The following is an 18,896-nucleotide window of genomic DNA, read 5'->3' as shown; positions in this document are numbered from 1 at the left end:
GCTGAGCACCAGCAGCGACAGCGCCAGCAGGGGGAACAGCAACAGCGCCAGCAGGCTGAGCACCAGCAGCGACAGCGCCAGCAGGGGGAACAGCAACAGCGCCAGCAGGCTGAGCACCAGCAGCGACAGCGCCAGCAGGGGGAACAGCAGCGGCGCCAGCAGGCTGAGCACCAGCAGCGACAGCGCCAGCAGATCGAGCAACAGCAACGTCAGCGCCAGCAGGCGGAACAGCAACAGCGCCAGCGGGCAGAGCAACAGCAGCGCCAGCAGGCCGAGCATCAGCAGCGTCAACGCCAGCAGGTGGAACAGCAGCAGCGCCAGCGCCAGCAGGCCGAGTACCAGCAGCGGCAATACCAGCAGCAGGCGCGAAACCGCGACCGGCATTACCAGCCGCCGCAAGACCATGGACGTCAATACAATCAGGCCAGTTATCGCCAGACATATCGCCCGGTCTATAAAGACCGGCCATGGTACGGCCACCACTACGCGCAGGGGCACCGCCCGAGCCATCGGGGGCCGGTGATCATCTATCGCAACACCTATCACGTCGTGACGATTCCGCAGCCTGTCTATATCGAGCCGATGCCGGGCTACTACGACGCGTCCTATGGCTATCGCGACTCGGTCTACGGCTATGACGATCGGTACGGCTATGGCTACCGCCGTTCCGCCTGCAACAGCGACAAGGTCGGTGCCGTCATCGGTGCTGTGCTGGGCGGCGTCATAGGCGCCGATCAGGGCAGGGGGGCGGGGCCCGTCGTCGGCGGAGCCGTGATCGGCGCGGTGCTTGGCGGCGTGCTCGGCCACATAATTGATTCGAGCAATCAGGCCTGCGTCGGCGACGTACTCGAATATGTGCCCTCGAACCAGTCCGTTTACTGGCAGGATCCCAACAACGGCTACGGCTACGAAGTGACACCGATGCGGACCTATGAACCCTATGAGGGCCAGTACTGCCGCGAATATCAGACGATCGTCACGATCGGCGGCCGGACTGAACAGGCTTACGGCACGGCCTGCCGCCAGCCGGACGGTGCCTGGAAAACCGTCGCCGGCTGATGGGCTGCGCTTCCTTGGCCTTGCGGGCGGCGCGTCTTCGTGCCGCCCGTTTCCTTGCGCTCTCTGTATGAAAATCCTAGGCAGGCCGCCCTCCAGACGCCATCATCCAGACCAAACGGCCCGCAGAGGCCGTCGCGGCGAACGGAGGGGGCTTGTATGTCCGATATCGAAAAAATCGGCGATTTCATTACCATCGAGCGGCAGGGCCGCGTGGCCGTTGTTCGTTTCGACAGGGGCGACCGGGTCAATGCGCTTTCTGTTCAGCTTCTGCGCGATCTCGGTACCACCGCTCGCATGCTCCGCGACGACGTCACAACCAGTGCCGTTGTTCTGACAGGTGGCCGCGCCTTTACCGGCGGCGCGGACCTGACCGATCCGGAGATGGCGAAACGCGCTACGGTCTCCCTGCTTGAACGCCGCGAGATGCTCCGCGCCGGGCCCGACATGTGCGACGCATGGGAAGCAATCGACCAGGTGACGATTGCCGCCATCGAAGGCTTCTGCATCGGCGGTGGCGTTGCGCTCGTCGCCGCCTGCGACTTCAGGGTCGTTGCGCGCGGCGCCCATTTCCGGCTGCCGGAAATTCCACTCGGCATGAATATGAGCTGGCATACTCAGCCGCGCCTCGTGAACCTCATCGGTCCGTCCCGCGCCAAGCAGCTCACGATCTTCGGCGAGCGCGTGACGGCGGAGCAGGCGGAAGTGTGGGGCCTCGCCGACGAAGTCTGCGCCGATGGCGAGGCCCTGGCCGCCGCCCGGCGCTGGGCAGACAAGGTGGCTGCGCTCCCGCCCGTCTCCATCCGCATGGCAAAGCGCGGCATCACGCAGGCCGCGACCGCGCTCAACGCCGTTTCCACTTACATGGATGCCGACCAGTTCGCGCTGACGGCGACGAGCGAAGACCATCGCGAGGCCGTCACGGCCTTCCTCGAAAAGCGTCCGCCGAACTTCACCGGCCGTTGAAACAGAGAAGAGCCCAAATGTCTCACGAACATCCGAGATCCCATCGCAGCGGCTGCCCCTGCTGTTCGCCTTACATCTGGGACGCCTACAGGCTTCGCCAGCCCGGTCTCAGCCGCCGCGGTTTCTTCGGTGCCGGCGCGGCTCTCACCGCCGCCGCGCTGACCGCCGTGACGGGGGCCCGCGCCGACACGTCGGCCGCCGGAATCGCCGCGCTTGCCTTCGCAGCTCCGCGTATTGCCTCCGGTGAAACGCGCCGCACCCGCGCAGGCCTCTCGGGCGCCACCGTCTATCGCGGCGGCACGATACGCACCATGAACCGCGCGCAACCGCTCGCGGAAGCCGTTGCCGTCGCGGGCGGACGCATCGTCGCCGTCGGCAGCGAAGCCGAAGTGAAGGCGCGCGCCGGCAGCGGCGCCCGCATCGTCGATCTCGCGGGCAGGACCATGCTGCCCGGCTTCATCGACTGCCACGGCCACGTCTCCATGACTGCGTTGCTGATGGGCTTCCAGAACCTCGCGCCGGAGCCCGCTGGTCCGATCCGATCCATCGCGGACATCAAGAACGAACTGGTCAAATACCGGGAAAAGACCGGTGGCGGCCGGGGTGGCTGGCTCCTTGGTGCGAACTACGACGACTCGCTCCTCGCCGAAAAGCGCGCCATCACCTGCGCGGATCTCGACGAGGTTTCGGCAGAGCAGCCGATCCTCGTCTATCACGCCTCTCTCCACGTCGTCGTGGTGAACTCTTACGCGCTGTCGCTCCTCGGCATTACGGCCGACACACCTAACCCTCCCGGCGGCGTCATTCGGCGCTGGCCCGGCACGAACGAACCGAACGGCATTCTCGAGGAGGGCGCGATCACGCTTGCCATGCCGCGCCTGCCCCAGGCCTCGCAGGAAGAACTTCTCGATCTTCTCGATCGCGTGCAGGAGCAATATGCCGCCTGGGGCATTACCACGGCGCAGGATGGCGCCACGCGCCGCCCCGATTTTGACCTGCTGACGCTCGCCGCCGAGCGCGACCGGTTGAAGATCGATGTCGTCGCCTATCCCTTCTTCACCCATGTCGAGGACTTGGCGAAAGGCGATGTCGCGCTGAAGGAGGACTACAACGGCTTCAAGATCGGCGGCATCAAGCTGATGCTCGACGGCTCGCCGCAGGCAAAGACGGCATGGCTGACCAGGCCTTACGAGGTGGTGCCGCCCGGTTTCGACGCCGATTATCGCGGCTACCACATCGTCGACGATGAAACCGCGGCGAAGCTGGTTGACGATGCTTTCGCGCGCGGCTGGCAGGTCTATGCGCATTGCAACGGCGATGCTGCGGCGGATCAGTTCATCGGTGCCATCGAGAAGGCGACGGCGAAGCACGGCCCTGCCGATCGGCGCTCGACCGTGATCCACGCACAGACGCTCCGCGAGGACCAGCTCGACATGATGCAGCGGCTCGGCGTCATGCCGTCCTACTTCGTCTCCCACACATTCTACTGGGGCGACTGGCACCGGGATTCTGTTCTCGGCAATGAACGCGCCTCGCGCATCAGCCCCGTCCGCTCCACGATAGACCGCGGCATGCGCTACACGCTTCATAACGACTCTCCCGTCGTCCCTTCCGATTGCCGGATGCTGCTCTGGTCCGCGACGAACAGGCGCACGCGCAGCGGACGGGTTTTGGGTGAAGATCAGCGCATCGGCGTGCATGATGCGCTTCGCGGCATCACCATCGATGCCGCGTATCAGCATTTCGAAGATGATATCAAAGGCTCCATCGAAACCGGCAAGCTCGCCGATCTTGTCATCGTGGAGCGGGATCCGGAGACCATGGACGTGTCGGACCTTCGCGACCTTCATATCCTCGAAACGCTCAAGCGTGGCGAAACCATTTACTCGATCTGAAGGTCAGAACTGTCATGATGCTCCGGACACGCCGCATTCCGCTCGATACGTTGCGCGAAAATGTAGCCGTCCTGGCGTCGAATTGCGCGGCGCTCCGGCCCGAGGCGTTCCAGGCGTTCAAGCGTCTCGAAATCCAGCACGATGGCCGCTCCATCGTTGCGAGCCTCGATATCTGCCACGACCATTCCATGGTCGGTCCCGACGAGATTGGCCTGACGGAGCCCGCCTTCCGTCGCATGGGGCTGCCGGAAGGCAGCACGGTCACCATTGCGCCAGCGCGCAGTCCTCAAAGTCTCGACTATGTGCGCACCAAGATCGGCGGCGAAACGCTGAACCGTCACCAGATCGAGGCGATCATCCACGACATCGTCGGGTACCGGTATTCCGACATGGAAATTGCGGCCTTCCTCGTCGCTTGTGCCGGCTTCCTTTCAACCGATGAATTGCTCGATCTCACCCGCGCCATGGCCTCCGCGGGCAATAGCCTTGTCTGGGATGCGCCGATGGTTGTCGACAAGCACTGCATCGGCGGCATCCCCGGCAATCGCACCTCGATGATTGTCGTGCCGATCGTCGCCGCGCACGGACTCACAATTCCGAAGACATCTTCCCGCGCGATCACATCGCCGGCAGGTACCGCCGACACGATGGAAATCCTCGCCCGCGTCGACCTGACGACAGAGGAAATGCGCGCCGTCGTCGGCGAGTGCAATGGCTGCCTCGTCTGGGGCGGTCACGTGAACCTCTCGCCCGCCGACGACATCCTGATCGGCGTCGAGCGCCCGCTCAATCTGGACACGCGTGAGCAGATGGTGGCCTCCATCATGTCGAAGAAGAAATCGGCCGGTTCGACGCATCTCGTGGTCGACATTCCTCTCGGGCCAACCGCAAAAGTGCGCGACGCCGGAGAGGCGATGCGCCTGCGCAAGCTGTTCGAGTTCGTCGCCGACCGGATCGGGCTTCACGTCGAGGTCATGGTGACCGATGGCGCGCAGCCGGTGGGCCGTGGCATCGGTCCGGTGCTTGAGGCGCGCGACGTCATGGCGGTGCTCGCGAACGATGCGGCGGCCCCCGCCGACCTGCGCGAAAAGTCGCTGCGCCTTGCCGCGCGCGTCATCGAGTCCGATGCCGCCGTCCGTGGCGGTACCGGCTATGACCGCGCCCGCGAATTGCTCGACAGCGGCGCCGCCATGACGGTGATGCAGAAGATCATCGCCGCTCAGGGCAGAGCGCCCGCCGCGCCGCCTCCGGGGCCGCTGACCGCAGATGTGCTGGCCCATGCAGATGGCATCGTCGCCTCGGTCGACTGCCTCCGCATCGCCCAACTCGCGCGCCTTGCCGGGGCGCCGCTTGATCGTGGTGCCGGCCTCGATATCCTGAAGCGCGTCGGCGACAAGGTCGAAGCGGGCGAGCCGCTGTACCGGATCTACTCCGCCGGCGAATCGCATTTCGATTTCGCGGTCGATGCCGCGGAGCAGGCAAACGGCTTTGCGCTGGCCGGTCTTGGCGGCATGTCAGGCGGCGCACGATGATGCCTGTTGCGCTTTATTCCTTTACGCACGGTGCCGATCATGCGGAGGCGCTGTCGCTCGCGCTTGGCATCCCGCTGGCTGCGGTCGATGTCCATCGTTTCCCGGACGGCGAGTCCCGCGTCTCCGTTCCTGAAGCTGCCAGCACTGCTCTCATCTATTGTCCCCTCGACCGGCCGAACGAAAAACTTGTCGACCTGATGCTTGTTGCCGACGCTCTCCGTCGCGGCGGTGCGCGCCGTTTGGTGCTGGTCGCGCCGTATCTCTGATACATGCGGCAGGACACCGCGTTCAACGTCGGCGAGGCCATCAGCCAGCAGGCGGTCGCACGCTTTCTGTCGTCCCTCTTCGATCGCATCGTCACTGTCGATGCACATCTTCACCGGGTTGACGACATCGCGAAGGTCTTCCCGGCCATCGAAGCGCAGAATCTCGGTGCGGCTGGGACGATAGCGGCCTTCGCCGCAGCCCGAGGGATGGGAAAGGGTACGCTCGTCGTCGGGCCGGATGCCGAATCCATTCAATGGATCAACCGCATCGCCGCAGCTCTTGACGCCGAGGCGGTTGCCGGCGCCAAGCACCGCATCGACGACCGTAGGGTGGAAATTATCTTTCCTGGTACGCATATCGAAGGCCGCACGGTCCTCCTGGCCGACGATATCGTCTCGAGCGGCGGCACCATGACTGTTGCCGTCGAAAGCCTTTCACGGGCGGGCGCCGCGTCGATTTTTGTGGTCGTTACGCATGCGCTGTTCGATGCAGCCGCCGAGATGCGCATCCGCGCCGCCGGCGCCCGCGATATCTGGTCGACGGCCGCGGTCCCCCATCCGACCAACGCGATCCCGTTGGCAAACCTCCTTGCCGATGCCTTGCGTAATGAAATGAAGCAGTAGATCTCATGTCGATTACCCTCAGCGTCCACGGCGCCGCGCACACCGTCACAGGTTCCTGTTACCTTCTGCAGTCCGGCAGAATTCGTTTTCTCGTCGATTGCGGCATGTTTCAGGGATCGAAAACCCTGAAGGCGCTCAACTACGCCGATTTTCCTTTCCGGCCTGAAGACATCGATTTTGTCCTTCTGACCCATGCGCATATCGATCATTCCGGCCTGTTGCCGAAGCTGGTCAAGCACGGTTTCAAGGGGCCGATCTACGCAACGCACGGCACCATCGATCTGCTGACCTGCATGTTGCCGGACGCCGGCCATATCCAGGAAACGGAAGTCGCGCAGCTCAATCGCCGCAACGCCCAGCGCGACCGCCCGCAAGTGACGCCGATATACACCGTCGACGACGCCGAGATCGCACTCCGTTCGTTCAGCTCTGTCGCTTACGATACGTGGATCGAACCCGCCGACGGCATCCGCGCGCGCTACTGGAATGCCGGTCACATCCTCGGCTCCGCCTCTATCGAAATCGAACTCGATACCGGCATGAAATCGCAGCCCAAACTGCGTCTGCTCTTCTCCGGCGACATCGGTCCCGACGTCACAAGCTTCCATCCCTCGCCGGCATCTCCGGAAAATCTCGACTACATCGTCTGCGAAGCGACTTATGGAGCTCGCGAGCGTCCGCCACTCACATTGTCCGGCCGTCGTGATTTGCTCGCCGCCGAGGTCAACGACGCGTTGAAGCGCAACGGTGTTCTCATTATCCCCTCGTTTGCGGTCGAAAGAACGCAGGAGCTTCTCTCCGATCTCCTCGTGCTGGTGCAGGAAAAGCGCGTGCCGCAGGTGCCGATCTTTCTCGACTCGCCGCTCGCCATCCGCGCCACCGAGGTCTTCATCGATCACGCCGACGAACTGGAGGAGGGCGACGCCTTCCGCCATGCCATGCGCTCGCCCTGGTTACGGACCACGGAGTCGGTGCAGGAAAGCATGATGATCGAGCGCATGGACGGCAGCCACATCATCGTCGCCGCGAGCGGCATGTGCGACGCAGGCCGCATCCGCCATCACCTGAAGAACCATCTCTGGCGGCCGAACGCCACCGTGCTTATGGTCGGCTTTCAGGCCGAGGGCACGCTCGGCCGAATCCTGCAGAATGGCGCCAAGGCTGTCCGCATCCAGGGCGAGGAAATAAAGGTTCACGCCCGCATCCGCACGCTCGATATTTTCTCAGGTCACGCGGATGGTCCAGGTCTCGCCCGCTGGGTGGAAGATCGCGGCCCCGTCTCGCGCGGCATCGTTCTCGTGCATGGCGAGGAGGAGGGGCTGGCTGGTTTGCATGACCGCCTCGCCGCGGACGGCTTCAATGGCGATCGTATCTTCGCGCCGGAACTCGATGCCGCCTTCGACCTGCTTGCGGAGACATCGGGCGAGCGTGAACGCCCGGCGCCGCGCCGCCTCCAGCCCGATATCGTCGGTCGCCCCGATTGGCACAACGATCTCTCGAAACTCTGGCTCGATATCGGCGAGGAGCTGGAGAAGGCAGCCGACGACAAGGCCCGCCGGGTGATCCTGCGGCGGATACGCCGGGCGCTGGAGGATGAGAACCCGTGAGGCGTCTCACGCTCCGGCGCACAACGGCATATAGCTTTTGCCGTGCGGCTTTGGGATGATAATCAACGGCATCGTATTTCTGAGCTGAAGGACAGCATGACCCCGCCCCCGGGACAGCAAAAACAGGATGGCCGGCGCCTTCGCAGCGAAGTCAGCCGCCGCCGTATCGTCGAGGCCATGCGTGAACTGATTCGCGAGGGTGCGGTCGCGCCGCGGGCCGAGGAGGTTGCCGCACGCGCGGATGTAGGCCTTCGCAGCGTTTTCCGCCACTTCGACGATATGGAAAGCCTCTATCGCGAAATTGCGGAGGCGATGCTTGTTGAAGTCACGCCGATGCTGAACCTGCCACAACCCGCAGGGACGACAGCGGAGATCGTCGCCGAAATGATAGATCGTCGTATAAAGCTCTTCGAACGAATCATGCCCTTCCGCACGGCGGCGGATGTGCACCTGCACCGCTCGCCTTTCCTGCTCGAAGACCGCCTGCGCATGAACGAGATGCTTCGCAAGGCGATGCGCTCCGCGCTGCCGGCTGAGTTTCGGAAGGACCGGACGCTGCTGGATGCTCTCGAGGCCGTCTTCAGTTTCGAGTTCTGGCGCCGCCTGCGCTGGGACCAGCAATTGTCGCCCGCTCAGGCAAGGCGCACGGTAGAGCTCGCCGTGTCGAGCCTTCTGGACGCGAAACCTCGCGGCAAGGCGTGATCCGGGTCAGACCCTGAAAAGCGCTTCGCAGCCCGTCCCCGACAGCACATCGTCCACGGCTTTGCGGTCGGCCGCCCCAAGGGCCGCATGTTTCTCGCGCAGCCATTGCAGGCACTTTCCCTGATAGGGAAAGGGCTGCTGAACCCATGGTTTGCCGTCGATTTCCGTTTCGACCTTCTCCGCGCCCGCCATCAGCGCCTTCGCGTTGGCGAGCAGCGCCGGCACGTAAACGCGGCCGACTTCCTTCAGCAGGCCGCGGATGGTGTCCGGAATGGCGTCCCGCTTCATCCAGTCGTCTTCCGTCGGTTCGAGCCCCGACAGGTCTTCCACGAGATCCACCCACGCGAACACGCGAGGGCTCCGCTTCAGCGTTTCCTCCATCGGCGTTGGATCGAAATGCGTCAACTGCGTCAGTTGTCCGAAGGCACCGAAATCGCTGCCGCCGGGCCGTCCGCCCATCAGGAAGGGCTGTCTTTCGAGATGTGCGTTCATCGCGTCGAGGTAGCGCAGGTAGCTCGCCTCTATGACGGGCGCCGTCGTGTCGTTCGAGCCCACGACATAGAGCCGCGAAATCTGCCGCTGGGCGAAGAACTCGCCCATCTTCACCAGCTCTTCCTCAGGTGTCGTGATACCGCGCCAGCGCGGCAGAATGGCCGCCGCCCGGTCGATGTCTGCTTTGTAGTGCCAGCGATAGTGGAACATCGCCTTGGTGAGCCATTCGTCCGCATAGTCTTCGAGCAGGTAGTCGATGAATTCGATCACCGGATCGGCGGGCACGACATGCCGCCCGTCGAACGCCTTTTCGAAACGCCGGATCAGCGGCGTGGAGTCGACCGCCGCTTCATAGGGACCGCCATCCTCGCTCAGGAAGAATGTCGGCAGCAGTGCGACCTTCGGCTTCGGCAGGTTCTCGGGCACGGAATGTCCCGAAAGCAGGAAGCGGTAGGGGATGTGGCGGTAGCGAAGCACCGAGATCATCTTGCGCGTATAGGGCGAGCCAGGCGCGCCGCTCAGGATAAGTGGTGTCGTCAGTGTCATAGTCGCTACCGCCCCATGATTTTTTCTGGTTGTCAGAACGTCAGAATGTGTCCTTCGGCCGGGTTGATGCGTCCCGCCCTCATCTCCGCATAGATGCGCGCGATCGCATCTTCACCCTTGCCGTGTTCGACGGTCAGCCATCCGCCCGCCCGTTCAGCAAAGGCGTTCCAGCTTTCCTCGAGCTTCTTGTCGAAGCCATCCTTGCCCCAGTCGTTCGTGCGCTTGCGCACCTGGTCCGGCGCAAAGAAGAAGCGCGGCTTCGCTCCCGGCAATCCGCTCGGCGGTCTCCCCGCATCCCAATGCGAAAGCCCTACCTGCGTGCTCTCCACCAGCTTGTCGCCGAAATGATTGTGAACGGCGGCCAATACCTCGCCATTGCCGGCAAAATCGACCACGAGCGTCGGCACGCTCGCATCGAGCGAGGCGATATCGTCATAGGCGATGGTCCGGTCGTAGAAGCCGAGCCCGTTCACGAAACCGATATTGCCGCGCGAGGTGATGCCGATTGTTTCCGGGCCCTCCGGCCGGCGCCTGTGCAGGCCAAAAGCGAGGCCGAGCCCGGTCTTCGACGACGCGCTCAGAATGAGCGCCTGCTTTGCCCCGAAGAAACCGTTGTCGGCGAGCCAGTCGTCGATCAGGAACGATGTCGTGTAGAGCGGCCGCAGGATCGGCTGCAGGTCGTCATGTGGTACCGCTTTCGCTTGGCTCCGCGTATAGCTGTTATAGACGGGGTGGAGTTCGCGCCGCGATTTGTAGAGGTCGAGAAAGCCGCCCGCCGTTACCTTCTCCGGCTGCATCACGAGATGCGTCGCCATCGGAAAATAGCCGTAGAGTCTTTCTCCCACGGCGACATCTTTGTTCTTCGACTGCACCACATGGGCAAAACCCCAGACCGGAATTTTCCCCCAGCCGTCTTCCGCCGGAAAGAACGACCAGTAGTTCAGCATGTCGCCGGCGACGGCATAGGTGATGTTGTTGGCGGTGAATGCGAACTTCTCGATCTCCACCAGAATCTGGCCATCCTCGACCTCTGCCTCGCGCCCAATCCATTTGGACTGCGCCAGGTCGCTACGGTTCACGACGAATTCCCTGATTTGCGTGTTCATATGCCTCTCCTCGGGTTGCTGAATAGGCACATGATGTCGCGTCCTCACCCCGGTGTCCGGCGGTTTTTCTCGCGTCACGAAATCTTGATGCGAAATCCGTCCGGCTCTTTTGGTTGCATCGGCTTGACCGGCATGAAAAACCCGCCGATAAAATGACACAATACGTGCCAATATAGTGAGCGCCGGGATATTCCGTCAATCTCCACGGGCCGAATGAGGAACGATACGATGAAAGTCGAAAATGCAGTGCGCCCCGCTCCCGGCCAGCAGGAAGCCTTCTTCGCTCGGGCCGGTACCGAGGATGACGGTCCGGCGGTTCTGGTCAATCTCCTGAAATTCCGCGAGCGTGCCGCCTATCCGGATGGCCGCGATGCGGAACTTTCCGGCGAGGAAGCCTATATGCGCTACGGTATCGAGGTGGCGAAGCTGATTTCCGCGCTCGGCGGCAAGTTCATCTGGTTCGGTGTCGTCGACGGCATCCTGGTAGGCGAATGCGAGGAATTGTGGGACCGGGTGGCCCTCATAGAATACCCCTCCCGCGCCGCTTTTCAGGCAATGATCTCGTCCCCCGAATACCAGGCAATCATGATCCACCGCGAGGCCGGCTTGGCCGGCCAACTCGACATCGGCGCGCGTCGCGGCTGAAGCGGACGCCGGTTTTCAGCCGAAAAAGCCCCCAATGAACCTCTTGTGACGGCCTCCTGCCCGGCGCATCATATCCCCCTGTTGCGTCTGTGAAAGACAAGGCGCGTCCGGGCGGCAGCCTTCCGGGAGGGGAAGGCCGGACGCAGTCGAAACAAGAGGGGGAGGGCGCGCATGGCGAAGCGTCGCGAAGATATCGTTCCGGGCCTTGGCGAAGAAGCGGCCGAAACGCCGAATGTCCTCAGTCCCATCGTCGGCATCAGCCGCGAGGACGTTCTCTCGGCCATCGGCTCGATTGTCGGTGGCGCCGCGCGTCAGCCCTTCACATTCATGCAGCATATCGGCTCGTTCGGCCGCAATGTCGTCGACATCGTCGGCGGCGGAGCGAAATTCGCGCCCCAGCCGAAGGACCGCCGCTTCGTCGACAGTGCCTGGCAGAAGAGCCCTGTCTATCGCCGTCTGATGCAGGGATGGCTTGCCTTCCAGACGGAAGTGCACGGCTTCATCAAGTCGCTCGATCTCGATCCCGTCGAACATGGCCGCGCCATGCTCGTCGCGGACATCATGATCGACGCGGTGGCGCCCACCAACACGTTCGTCGGCAATCCATCCGCCGTGAAGCTCGCGCTCGACACGGGAGGCACTTCGCTGGTCCAGGGGTTCCGCAACGCGATCGACGATCTCCGCAACAATCACGGCATGCCGAGCCAGGTCGACAAGTCGCCCTTCAAGGTCGGTGAGAATATCGCCACGACCGAAGGGTCCGTCGTCTACCGGACCGAAATGCTCGAGCTGCTGCAATACACGCCGCAGTCGGGCGAGGTTCATGCGATCCCGCTTCTCTTCGTGCCGCCGCAGATCAACAAATATTACGTGCTCGACCTCACGCCGGAAAAGAGCATGTCGCGTTACCTGACGACCCAGGGCTTCCAGGTCTTCGTCGTGAGCTGGCGCAATCCGGGTCCGGAACATCGCGATTGGGGCCTTGCGGAATATGTTGCGGCGCTTGTCGACGTCATAGGTGTCGTCTGCTCCATCACGAATTCGGAGAAGGTCAACATTTCGGGCGGCTGCTCCGGCGGCATCACCACGGCCACGCTTCTGAGCTATCTGGCGGCAAAAAAGGACAAGCGCATAAACTCAGTCACCTTCTGGGTCTGCGTGCTCGATCCCCGCATGGAAGACAGCGACGTCGGCGTGCTCGTCACCAAACGCGGCATCGAGATGGCACGAAAGCGATCGGCAAAGAAGGGCGTGCTGGCCGGTTCCGACCTGTCGCGCGTCTTTGCGTGGCTGAGACCGAACGATCTCATCTGGAACTATGTGGTCAACAACTACCTGCACGGCCAGAAGCCGCCGGCGTTCGACGTGCTGTTCTGGAACAACGATTCCACGAACCTCACGGCCGCTCTGCACTCGGACTATCTCTCGCTTTACGAGACGCAGCCCTTCGCCAATCCGGGCAAGGAGCAAATCCTCGGCGAGCCGATCGATCTCGGCAAGGTCGATATCGACGCCTTTATCGTCGGCGGCGTAACGGACCATATTACGCCATGGAAAGCCTGCTACCGCACGACGCAGATGCTCGGCGGCCGGAAGGAATTCGTGCTGTCGAACAGCGGCCACATACAGGCGATTCTCAATCCTCCAGGGAACCCGAAGGCCAAATACTTCGTTAATGACAAACTTCCATCCACCGCGGACGAATGGGCCGCCGGCGCATCGGAAGTTAACGGTTCGTGGTGGGAACGCTGGGCAAAATGGCTCGGCGAACGGTCCGGCGAGATGCAGCCTGCGTCGAAAAAGCTCGGCAGCCGGAAATACAAGCCTTTGGATCCTGCGCCGGGCACTTATGTATTAGGCTGAAGACTTGAGTGTGAGTCGGCCCCGCCCGGATTTTCTGTCCGGATTATTATGAGTGAGCGCCATTGAATGAGTGAACGTCAGCCCCGATACCGCGAAATCAGAGTGGGTTCGCATCTTCTCCGTACCGCGGTCTGGGAGGGAACGGGTGCTCAGACGCCCTTGCTGTTCTTCAACGGCATAGGCGCGAATATCGAACTGATCGCTCCGCTTGCGGATGAATTGTCGGATCGCGACATCATAGCGCTCGATGCGCCCGGCGTCGGTGGCTCCCCTGCAGCCGCTTTCCCCTATCGCCCGTGGCAATTCGCACGCATGGCTGCGGGCGTCCTTGATGAATTGGGCTACGACCAGGTAGATGTCCTCGGCGTCTCGTGGGGGGGCGCGATGGCGCAGCAGTTCGCCTTCCAGTTCGGCAAGCGCGTGCGCCATCTCGTACTTGCTGCCACGTCGGCGGGCATGTTCATGGTGCCCGGCAAGCCGAAGGCGTTGATGAAGCTGGCGCATCCGCGCCGCTACATGGACTCCGACTACATGATGAAGCACTTCGAAACGCTCTATGGCGATGAGGGCGATGGCGCGGACCATTCGAAGCGCCTGCGTGCACCTTCCATGCGCGGCTATTTTTATCAGCTGCTGGCGGGGCTCGGCTGGACCAGCCTGCCTTTTCTGCCTTTCATCAAGCAGCCGACGCTGGTCCTCGCCGGCAAGAACGATCAGATCGTGCCGGTGGTCAATGCGCGTATCCTCGCCCAGTGCATCCCGAATGCGCGCCTCGAAATCGTTTCGGGCGGCCATCTCTTTCTGGTCTCGCGGCCGGATGAGGTCATGCCTTTGATCCGTGATTTCCTGGACAAGGAACCGGCGAGGCGCCCTTTCGCAAATAGCTCATTCAAGGGCGAGCGCCGCTTTCGCGGAACCGGCAAGAAAGTTCACCCCGCCGTCTGATTCCCCTTCTGACCTCTTTTGACGGGTGCGGCTTGGCCGCTTGCATCGTCTCAGGCTTCTCACTATATTAATGAAAGCCATTAAATCCGGGGAGGGACAGGCGTCATGAAAATCGGAAAGCGCGGGGCGAGCATGCTCGCCGCGCTCCTTGTCGTGCTTGTTGTTGGCGGCGTGCTTCTCAGCCGCTACTGGATCTACATTCCGGGCATGCTGGCGGAACTGCGTGATCCGGTTCAGCCGAATCGCGATGTCGTGTGGGAGCAGGGGCCGGCTGAAGCCGCCATGCCCGCCGCCGAACGCGCGCCCAACATCGTTTTCATCCTCGTGGACGATCTCGGCTTCAACGATCTGAGTTTCAGCGGAGGCGGCCTGGGCGGCGGCACGGTGCAGACGCCGAACATCGACAGTCTCGGCCGCGAAGGCGTCATCTTCGCCAACGGCTATGCCGGCAACGCCACCTGCGCGCCATCGCGCGCCGCCATCATGACGGGACGCTACGCGACACGCTTCGGCTTCGAGTTCACGCCCGCGCCCAAGGCCTTCCAGAAGGGCATTGCGACCTTCAACAAGGATTCCGGCGCGCAATACTTTGCCGATCGTGAAAAGGACGTTCCGGAAGTGGACGCCATGAGCCTGCCCGCGGACGAGGTCACCATCGCGGAGCTGCTGAAGGACAAGGGCTACCACAATGTCATGCTCGGCAAGTGGCATCTCGGCGGCACGGATACCTCCCGCCCCGAAAGGCGCGGCTTCGACGAGTTCCTCGGCTTCATCCCTGGCGCGTCGATGTTCCTGCCGCGAAACAGCCCCGACGTCGTGAACTCGATCCAGGATTTCGATCCGATCGACCGTTTCCTCTGGGCCAATCTTCCCTTCGCCGTCCAGTTCAATGGCAGCGAACGATTTGAGCCCTCCGGATATATGACCGACTACTTCACCGACGAGGCGGTGAAGGCGATCGAGGCGAACCGCAATCGTCCCTTCTTCATGTATCTCGCCTACAACGCACCGCACACGCCGCTTCAGGCGCTGAAGTCGGACTACGATGCGCTTTCCCACATCGAGAACCACACCGAGCGCGTCTATGCCGCGATGGTCGTCGCGCTCGACCGCGGCGTCGGCAAGATCAAGCAGGCGCTCCGGGACAACGGCCTCGAGGAAAACACCATCGTCATCTTCACAAGCGATAATGGCGGCGCGGGCTATGTCGGTCTGCCGGACCTGAACAAGCCCTATCGCGGCTGGAAGGCCTCCTTCTTCGAAGGCGGCATCCATGTTCCCTTCTTCATGAAATGGCCGGCGCGCATCGCGCCCGGCGCGGCTTACGACCGCCCGGTCGCACACGTCGACATCTTCAGCACGGTCGCGGCCGCCGCCGGTGCGGTACCGGCAGGAGACCGCGTTATCGACGGCATAAACCTGATCCCGCAGGTAACCGGCGCGAACGCCGCCGATCCCGGTCGTTCGCTCTACTGGCGCTCCGGCCACTACAAGGTCCTGCTCTCCGGCGGCTGGAAACTGCAGACCTCCGAACGCCCGCAAAAGAACTGGCTCTACAACCTCGACACCGACCCGACAGAGCGCAACAATCTCGCCGATGCGGAACCTGAAAGACTCGCGGCGATGATGGCGATGCTCGCCGAAATCGATGCCCGGCAGTCGGAGCCTGCCTGGCCCGCCCTCATCGAAGCGCCGATCATGATCGATCGCCCGCTCGGTGGTGCGCCCCGCGGACCGGAGGACGAATACGTCTTCTGGGCAAACTGAGTATGTGATGAAACGCTGGCTTGTTGCCGTTCTGCTTGTTGCGCTCGCCATCGCCGCGCTGGCCGTGGCGAGCGTCTGGCTGCGCGGCGGGCGGGAAGCAGCGCGTCATTCCGCTGCCGAGCGTATGCAGTGTCTCCCGGCCGTCATCGATGGCTCGCCCCGTTCGGGCATGGTCTGGGTCGCGGGTGGCGTGCTCACCATGGGAGACACCTTCTATCCGGAAGAAGGGCCGCTCCGCGAAGTCTCCGTTGACGGCTTCTGGATGGATCGCACCGAAGTCACCAATGCAGAATTCGCGGAATTCGTCGCGGCCACGAATTACATCACGGTCGCGGAGCGTGCCGTCGACACCGCGCGCCATCCCGGCTTGCCGCCCGACATGCAAAAACCCGGTGCCGTCGTCTTCGTCATGCCGAACGACGTCAACGGTACCGGCGACATTTCGCAATGGTGGCAATACATACCCGGTGCAAACTGGCGCCATCCGGGCGGCCCGGATACCTCGATCGAAGCCCGCGAGAATTTTCCCGTCACCGCCATCGCCTATGAAGATGCACTTGCTTATGCACGCTGGAAGGGAAGGGCGCTTCCCACCGAGGCGCAGTGGGAATGGGCGGCGCGCGAAGCAAAGCCCGGCGCCGCGCCGGATCGCACACAGCCGCGCGAAGCCAACACATGGCAGGGCCTCTTCCCCGTCATCAACGAAGCCGAGGATGGCTTCGTCGGCATCGCGCCTGTCGGCTGTTTCGAGCCGAACGCGCTCGGCCTCTACGACATGATAGGCAATCTCTGGGAATGGACCGCCGACGAATATGAAAGCGCCCCGGCCGCGCGCGTCATCAAGGGCGGTTCCTGGCTCTGTGCGCCGAATTATTGCCTGAGATACCGGCCCGGCGCGCGCCAGCCGCAGGAAGAGGATCTGGCGACGACCCATCTGGGTTTTCGCACGGTGCTCGCCGCTCCCGCACCCTGATCCGCGCTTCCGCTTGACGGTTTCCTCCGTTCGCTGCTCACTAGCGCGATGAGCGCCGATCTCGCATCCAGTGGCAAGCCCGCCGCCGACTCCGTTCTGGAGCAGGTCTCGCTCGGTCATCTCCGCAAGGCCGAGCGCGAGATCGTCTGGCTCCGCTGGCTCGGCATCGCCGGCTGGGCTTTCATTCTCTGGCGCGGCGGCGCTGCGACTGATGCCGGCCTGGCATGGATTGTCTATGCGGGTGGTGTTGCCTACACGGCTTTCGCGCATTGGCGCATTGCGGGCTCCGGCTCCATCCTCTCCAGCGCGCGCATCACCACCGTCGGCGACCCCGTCCTCGTCACGCTGATATGCCTTGTCACCGGCGGTCCCGCGTCGCCCTTCTTTCCCTTTTACTATTTCACGCTTCTCGCCGCCGCCTTCCGCTTCGGCTGGCGCGAGACGCTGGGCCTCCTCGTGCTCAACAGCGGCCTCACCGTCTTTCTCTATCTGGTCGCACCGGGCGTACCTGCCGATCTGTCGGTCCTCATCATCGGTATCTTCCACCTTTCATTTTCCGCCGCCCTCGGCGTCCTGCTTGCGCGCTGGGCTCAGGAAAATCTCGACCTTGCGCTCGACCGCGCCCGCGCCTTGAGCTTTGCGAGGGACCGGGCCCGTGCCCTCCTGCAACGCCTTATTCGTACGCAGGAGGACGAGCGCCGCCTCATAGCGGGCGATCTTCACGACCGCATGAGCGGCCATCTGTTCGCGCTGCGCCAGGGTGCCGACCGCACGAACGATCGCGAGATGAGCATCGCGGTCGACAGTCTGTCGACGGATGTGCGTGCGCTGATGAACGAGCTTCATCCCACGGTTCTCGACGATCTCGGCTTTTGCGTCGCGGTCGAAGAGTTCGTTGCGGCGCAGCGTGAAACGGCTCCTTTCGAAATTTCGCTCGACATCGATCCCGCCTTGCGCAACTGGCGCTCCGCCACGGATGCCATGCTTTTCCGCATCGTGCAGGAGGCGTTTCTCAACATCCGCAAACATGCCGGCGCGCACCATGTCTCGATTTCTCTCGAACCGGCGGAAGGCGGCGCCGCGCGGCTTCGTATCGCGGACGATGGCGAAGGTTTCAATTCGCGCCTCGTCCGGCCCGGCCATTTCGGCCTCCTAACCATGCGCGAGCGCGCCGAGGCGCTCGGCGGCACGCTTGAAGTTCGCAGCGCGCCGGGGCAGGGTGCCACCCTCGTGGTGACGGTGCCGGGAGGAGGCGTGTCGTGAAAAAAATTTCTGCCTATCTGATCGACGACCATCACGTGCTGCGCCAGGCCATCGTTCACATGCTGGAAGCGGAGGAAGATATTTCCGTCGTCGGTCAGAGCGGTGAAGCGCGCACCGGCATCGAGGACATCGCGCGGCTGAAGCCGGATGTCGCCATTCTCGATCTCAAGATGCCCGGCATGACCGGCCTCGCCGCCATCGGCGAGATCGTCCGTGCCGCGCCGAAAACGGGCATCATCGTCTTCACCATGTACGACAATCCCGCCTATGTGTGGGAAACGACGAATGCAGGTGCGAGCGGTTATGTGCTGAAAAGTGCCTCGAAGGAAGACCTGCTCCGCGCCGTCCGCGCCGTCCATGCCGGTGCCGGCTATCTTCAGGCCGAGGTGACGAAACCGCTGCTCCGCCGCCTCGCGCAGGATGCGCGTTCCGCCGGCCAGAAAGCGACGCTCACCTCGCGCGAGTTGCAGGTGCTCGAATGCCTCGCGGACGGCCAGAGCAACAAGCTCATCGCCCAGACGCTGTCGATCACCGAGGACACCGTGAAGGCGCATCTGAAAAGCCTCTACGACAAGCTCGGCGCCTCCGACCGCGCCCACGCGGTCGCCATTTCGCTCCGCCAGCAGCTCATCGAATAGGCTGGAAAAT

At 63.1% G+C, this 18,896-nt stretch carries 18 protein-coding genes; 15 read left to right on the top strand and 3 right to left on the bottom strand.

Features of this window, described 5'->3' with window-relative positions; genetic code table 11:
• The coding region (locus Q8S60_RS07090; RefSeq protein ID WP_305668456.1) for a hypothetical protein at window positions 1-384 on the bottom strand (384 nt) is incomplete at its 3' end.
• Window positions 385-519: 135 nt separating this feature from the next.
• Between Q8S60_RS07090 and Q8S60_RS07085 the strand changes: the two genes are divergently transcribed.
• The 8 genes from Q8S60_RS07085 (at window position 520) to Q8S60_RS07050 (ending at window position 8,648) form a co-directional block, all read left to right on the top strand.
• On the top strand, window positions 520-1,059 hold the full coding sequence (locus tag Q8S60_RS07085; RefSeq protein WP_305277407.1) for a glycine zipper 2TM domain-containing protein: 540 nt from the start codon (window positions 520-522) through the stop codon (window positions 1,057-1,059).
• Between the two features lie 156 nt (window positions 1,060-1,215).
• The gene (locus Q8S60_RS07080) at window positions 1,216-2,022 is read left to right on the top strand and encodes an enoyl-CoA hydratase/isomerase family protein (protein WP_305277408.1); all 807 of its coding nucleotides are present in this window, start codon (window positions 1,216-1,218) and stop codon (window positions 2,020-2,022) included.
• A gap of 17 nt (window positions 2,023-2,039) precedes the next feature.
• Window positions 2,040-3,917 (top strand): amidohydrolase, encoded by a 1,878-nt coding sequence (locus Q8S60_RS07075; protein WP_305668455.1) that lies wholly within the window; start codon window positions 2,040-2,042, stop codon window positions 3,915-3,917.
• A gap of 14 nt (window positions 3,918-3,931) precedes the next feature.
• Window positions 3,932-5,449, top strand: a complete 1,518-nt coding sequence (locus Q8S60_RS07070; protein WP_305277410.1) for a thymidine phosphorylase family protein — start codon at window positions 3,932-3,934, stop codon at window positions 5,447-5,449.
• Window positions 5,446-5,715: a ribose-phosphate pyrophosphokinase-like domain-containing protein gene (locus Q8S60_RS07065; protein ID WP_305668454.1), complete on the top strand. Its 270-nt coding sequence runs from the start codon at window positions 5,446-5,448 to the stop codon at window positions 5,713-5,715. The genes Q8S60_RS07070 and Q8S60_RS07065 overlap by 4 nt, the downstream gene beginning before the upstream one ends.
• Before the next feature lie 3 nt (window positions 5,716-5,718).
• On the top strand, window positions 5,719-6,339 hold the full coding sequence (gene prs / locus Q8S60_RS07060; protein ID WP_305668453.1) for a ribose-phosphate diphosphokinase: 621 nt from the start codon (window positions 5,719-5,721) through the stop codon (window positions 6,337-6,339).
• A 5-nt stretch (window positions 6,340-6,344) separates the two neighbouring features.
• Entirely contained in the window at window positions 6,345-7,946 is a 1,602-nt protein-coding gene (locus Q8S60_RS07055; protein WP_305277412.1) for an MBL fold metallo-hydrolase, read from the top strand.
• A gap of 96 nt (window positions 7,947-8,042) precedes the next feature.
• Window positions 8,043-8,648, top strand: coding sequence for a TetR/AcrR family transcriptional regulator (locus Q8S60_RS07050; protein ID WP_305277413.1), 606 nt, complete (start codon window positions 8,043-8,045; stop codon window positions 8,646-8,648).
• A gap of 6 nt (window positions 8,649-8,654) precedes the next feature.
• Here Q8S60_RS07050 and Q8S60_RS07045 read toward each other — a convergent pair whose 3' ends face one another.
• Both Q8S60_RS07045 and Q8S60_RS07040 read right to left on the bottom strand, forming a co-directional pair.
• Entirely contained in the window at window positions 8,655-9,686 is a 1,032-nt protein-coding gene (locus Q8S60_RS07045; protein ID WP_305277414.1) for a glutathione S-transferase, read from the bottom strand.
• Window positions 9,687-9,718: 32 nt separating this feature from the next.
• Window positions 9,719-10,792, bottom strand: a complete 1,074-nt coding sequence (locus Q8S60_RS07040; RefSeq protein ID WP_305277415.1) for a DUF2855 family protein — start codon at window positions 10,790-10,792, stop codon at window positions 9,719-9,721.
• A 228-nt stretch (window positions 10,793-11,020) separates the two neighbouring features.
• Between Q8S60_RS07040 and Q8S60_RS07035 the strand changes: the two genes are divergently transcribed.
• The 7 genes from Q8S60_RS07035 to Q8S60_RS07005 all read left to right on the top strand — a co-directional run bounded on the left by Q8S60_RS07035 (window position 11,021) and on the right by Q8S60_RS07005 (window position 18,886).
• Window positions 11,021-11,437 carry a DUF1330 domain-containing protein gene (locus Q8S60_RS07035; protein ID WP_305277416.1) on the top strand — a complete coding sequence of 139 codons (417 nt, stop codon included), beginning with the start codon at window positions 11,021-11,023 and terminating at the stop codon, window positions 11,435-11,437.
• Window positions 11,438-11,608: 171 nt separating this feature from the next.
• Entirely contained in the window at window positions 11,609-13,300 is a 1,692-nt protein-coding gene (locus Q8S60_RS07030; protein WP_305277417.1) for an alpha/beta fold hydrolase, read from the top strand.
• Window positions 13,301-13,366: 66 nt separating this feature from the next.
• The gene (gene phaZ, locus Q8S60_RS07025; protein WP_305277418.1) at window positions 13,367-14,245 is read left to right on the top strand and encodes a poly(3-hydroxyalkanoate) depolymerase; all 879 of its coding nucleotides are present in this window, start codon (window positions 13,367-13,369) and stop codon (window positions 14,243-14,245) included.
• A 105-nt stretch (window positions 14,246-14,350) separates the two neighbouring features.
• Window positions 14,351-16,012, top strand: coding sequence for a sulfatase-like hydrolase/transferase (locus Q8S60_RS07020; RefSeq protein ID WP_305277419.1), 1,662 nt, complete (start codon window positions 14,351-14,353; stop codon window positions 16,010-16,012).
• A 7-nt stretch (window positions 16,013-16,019) separates the two neighbouring features.
• Window positions 16,020-16,985, top strand: coding sequence for a formylglycine-generating enzyme family protein (locus Q8S60_RS07015; protein WP_305277420.1), 966 nt, complete (start codon window positions 16,020-16,022; stop codon window positions 16,983-16,985).
• Between the two features lie 48 nt (window positions 16,986-17,033).
• Entirely contained in the window at window positions 17,034-18,248 is a 1,215-nt protein-coding gene (locus tag Q8S60_RS07010; RefSeq protein ID WP_305277421.1) for a sensor histidine kinase, read from the top strand.
• The gene (locus Q8S60_RS07005; RefSeq protein ID WP_305277422.1) at window positions 18,245-18,886 is read left to right on the top strand and encodes a response regulator transcription factor; all 642 of its coding nucleotides are present in this window, start codon (window positions 18,245-18,247) and stop codon (window positions 18,884-18,886) included. The genes Q8S60_RS07010 and Q8S60_RS07005 overlap by 4 nt, the downstream gene beginning before the upstream one ends.
• Window positions 18,887-18,896 lie beyond the last annotated feature (10 nt).

The sequence above is a fragment of the Parvibaculum sp. genome (assembly GCF_030694575.1).
Taxonomy (GTDB): Bacteria; Pseudomonadota; Alphaproteobacteria; order Parvibaculales; family Parvibaculaceae; genus Parvibaculum.
The sequence above is the reverse complement of the archived record's forward strand: the minus strand, read 5'-3'. Positions and strand labels throughout refer to the sequence as shown.

Coding starts and splice junctions, on each gene's coding strand:
- Q8S60_RS07080 (WP_305277408.1), top strand. CDS start 1,216: ATGTCCGATATCGAAAAAATCGGCGATTTCATTACCATCGAGCGGCAG.
- Q8S60_RS07075 (WP_305668455.1), top strand. CDS start 2,040: ATGTCTCACGAACATCCGAGATCCCATCGCAGCGGCTGCCCCTGCTGT.
- Q8S60_RS07070 (WP_305277410.1), top strand. CDS start 3,932: ATGATGCTCCGGACACGCCGCATTCCGCTCGATACGTTGCGCGAAAAT.
- Q8S60_RS07065 (WP_305668454.1), top strand. CDS start 5,446: ATGATGCCTGTTGCGCTTTATTCCTTTACGCACGGTGCCGATCATGCG.
- prs (WP_305668453.1), top strand. CDS start 5,719: ATGCGGCAGGACACCGCGTTCAACGTCGGCGAGGCCATCAGCCAGCAG.
- Q8S60_RS07055 (WP_305277412.1), top strand. CDS start 6,345: ATGTCGATTACCCTCAGCGTCCACGGCGCCGCGCACACCGTCACAGGT.
- Q8S60_RS07050 (WP_305277413.1), top strand. CDS start 8,043: ATGACCCCGCCCCCGGGACAGCAAAAACAGGATGGCCGGCGCCTTCGC.
- Q8S60_RS07045 (WP_305277414.1), bottom strand. CDS start 9,686: ATGACACTGACGACACCACTTATCCTGAGCGGCGCGCCTGGCTCGCCC.
- Q8S60_RS07040 (WP_305277415.1), bottom strand. CDS start 10,792: ATGAACACGCAAATCAGGGAATTCGTCGTGAACCGTAGCGACCTGGCG.
- Q8S60_RS07035 (WP_305277416.1), top strand. CDS start 11,021: ATGAAAGTCGAAAATGCAGTGCGCCCCGCTCCCGGCCAGCAGGAAGCC.
- Q8S60_RS07030 (WP_305277417.1), top strand. CDS start 11,609: ATGGCGAAGCGTCGCGAAGATATCGTTCCGGGCCTTGGCGAAGAAGCG.
- phaZ (WP_305277418.1), top strand. CDS start 13,367: ATGAGTGAACGTCAGCCCCGATACCGCGAAATCAGAGTGGGTTCGCAT.
- Q8S60_RS07020 (WP_305277419.1), top strand. CDS start 14,351: ATGAAAATCGGAAAGCGCGGGGCGAGCATGCTCGCCGCGCTCCTTGTC.
- Q8S60_RS07015 (WP_305277420.1), top strand. CDS start 16,020: ATGAAACGCTGGCTTGTTGCCGTTCTGCTTGTTGCGCTCGCCATCGCC.
- Q8S60_RS07010 (WP_305277421.1), top strand. CDS start 17,034: ATGAGCGCCGATCTCGCATCCAGTGGCAAGCCCGCCGCCGACTCCGTT.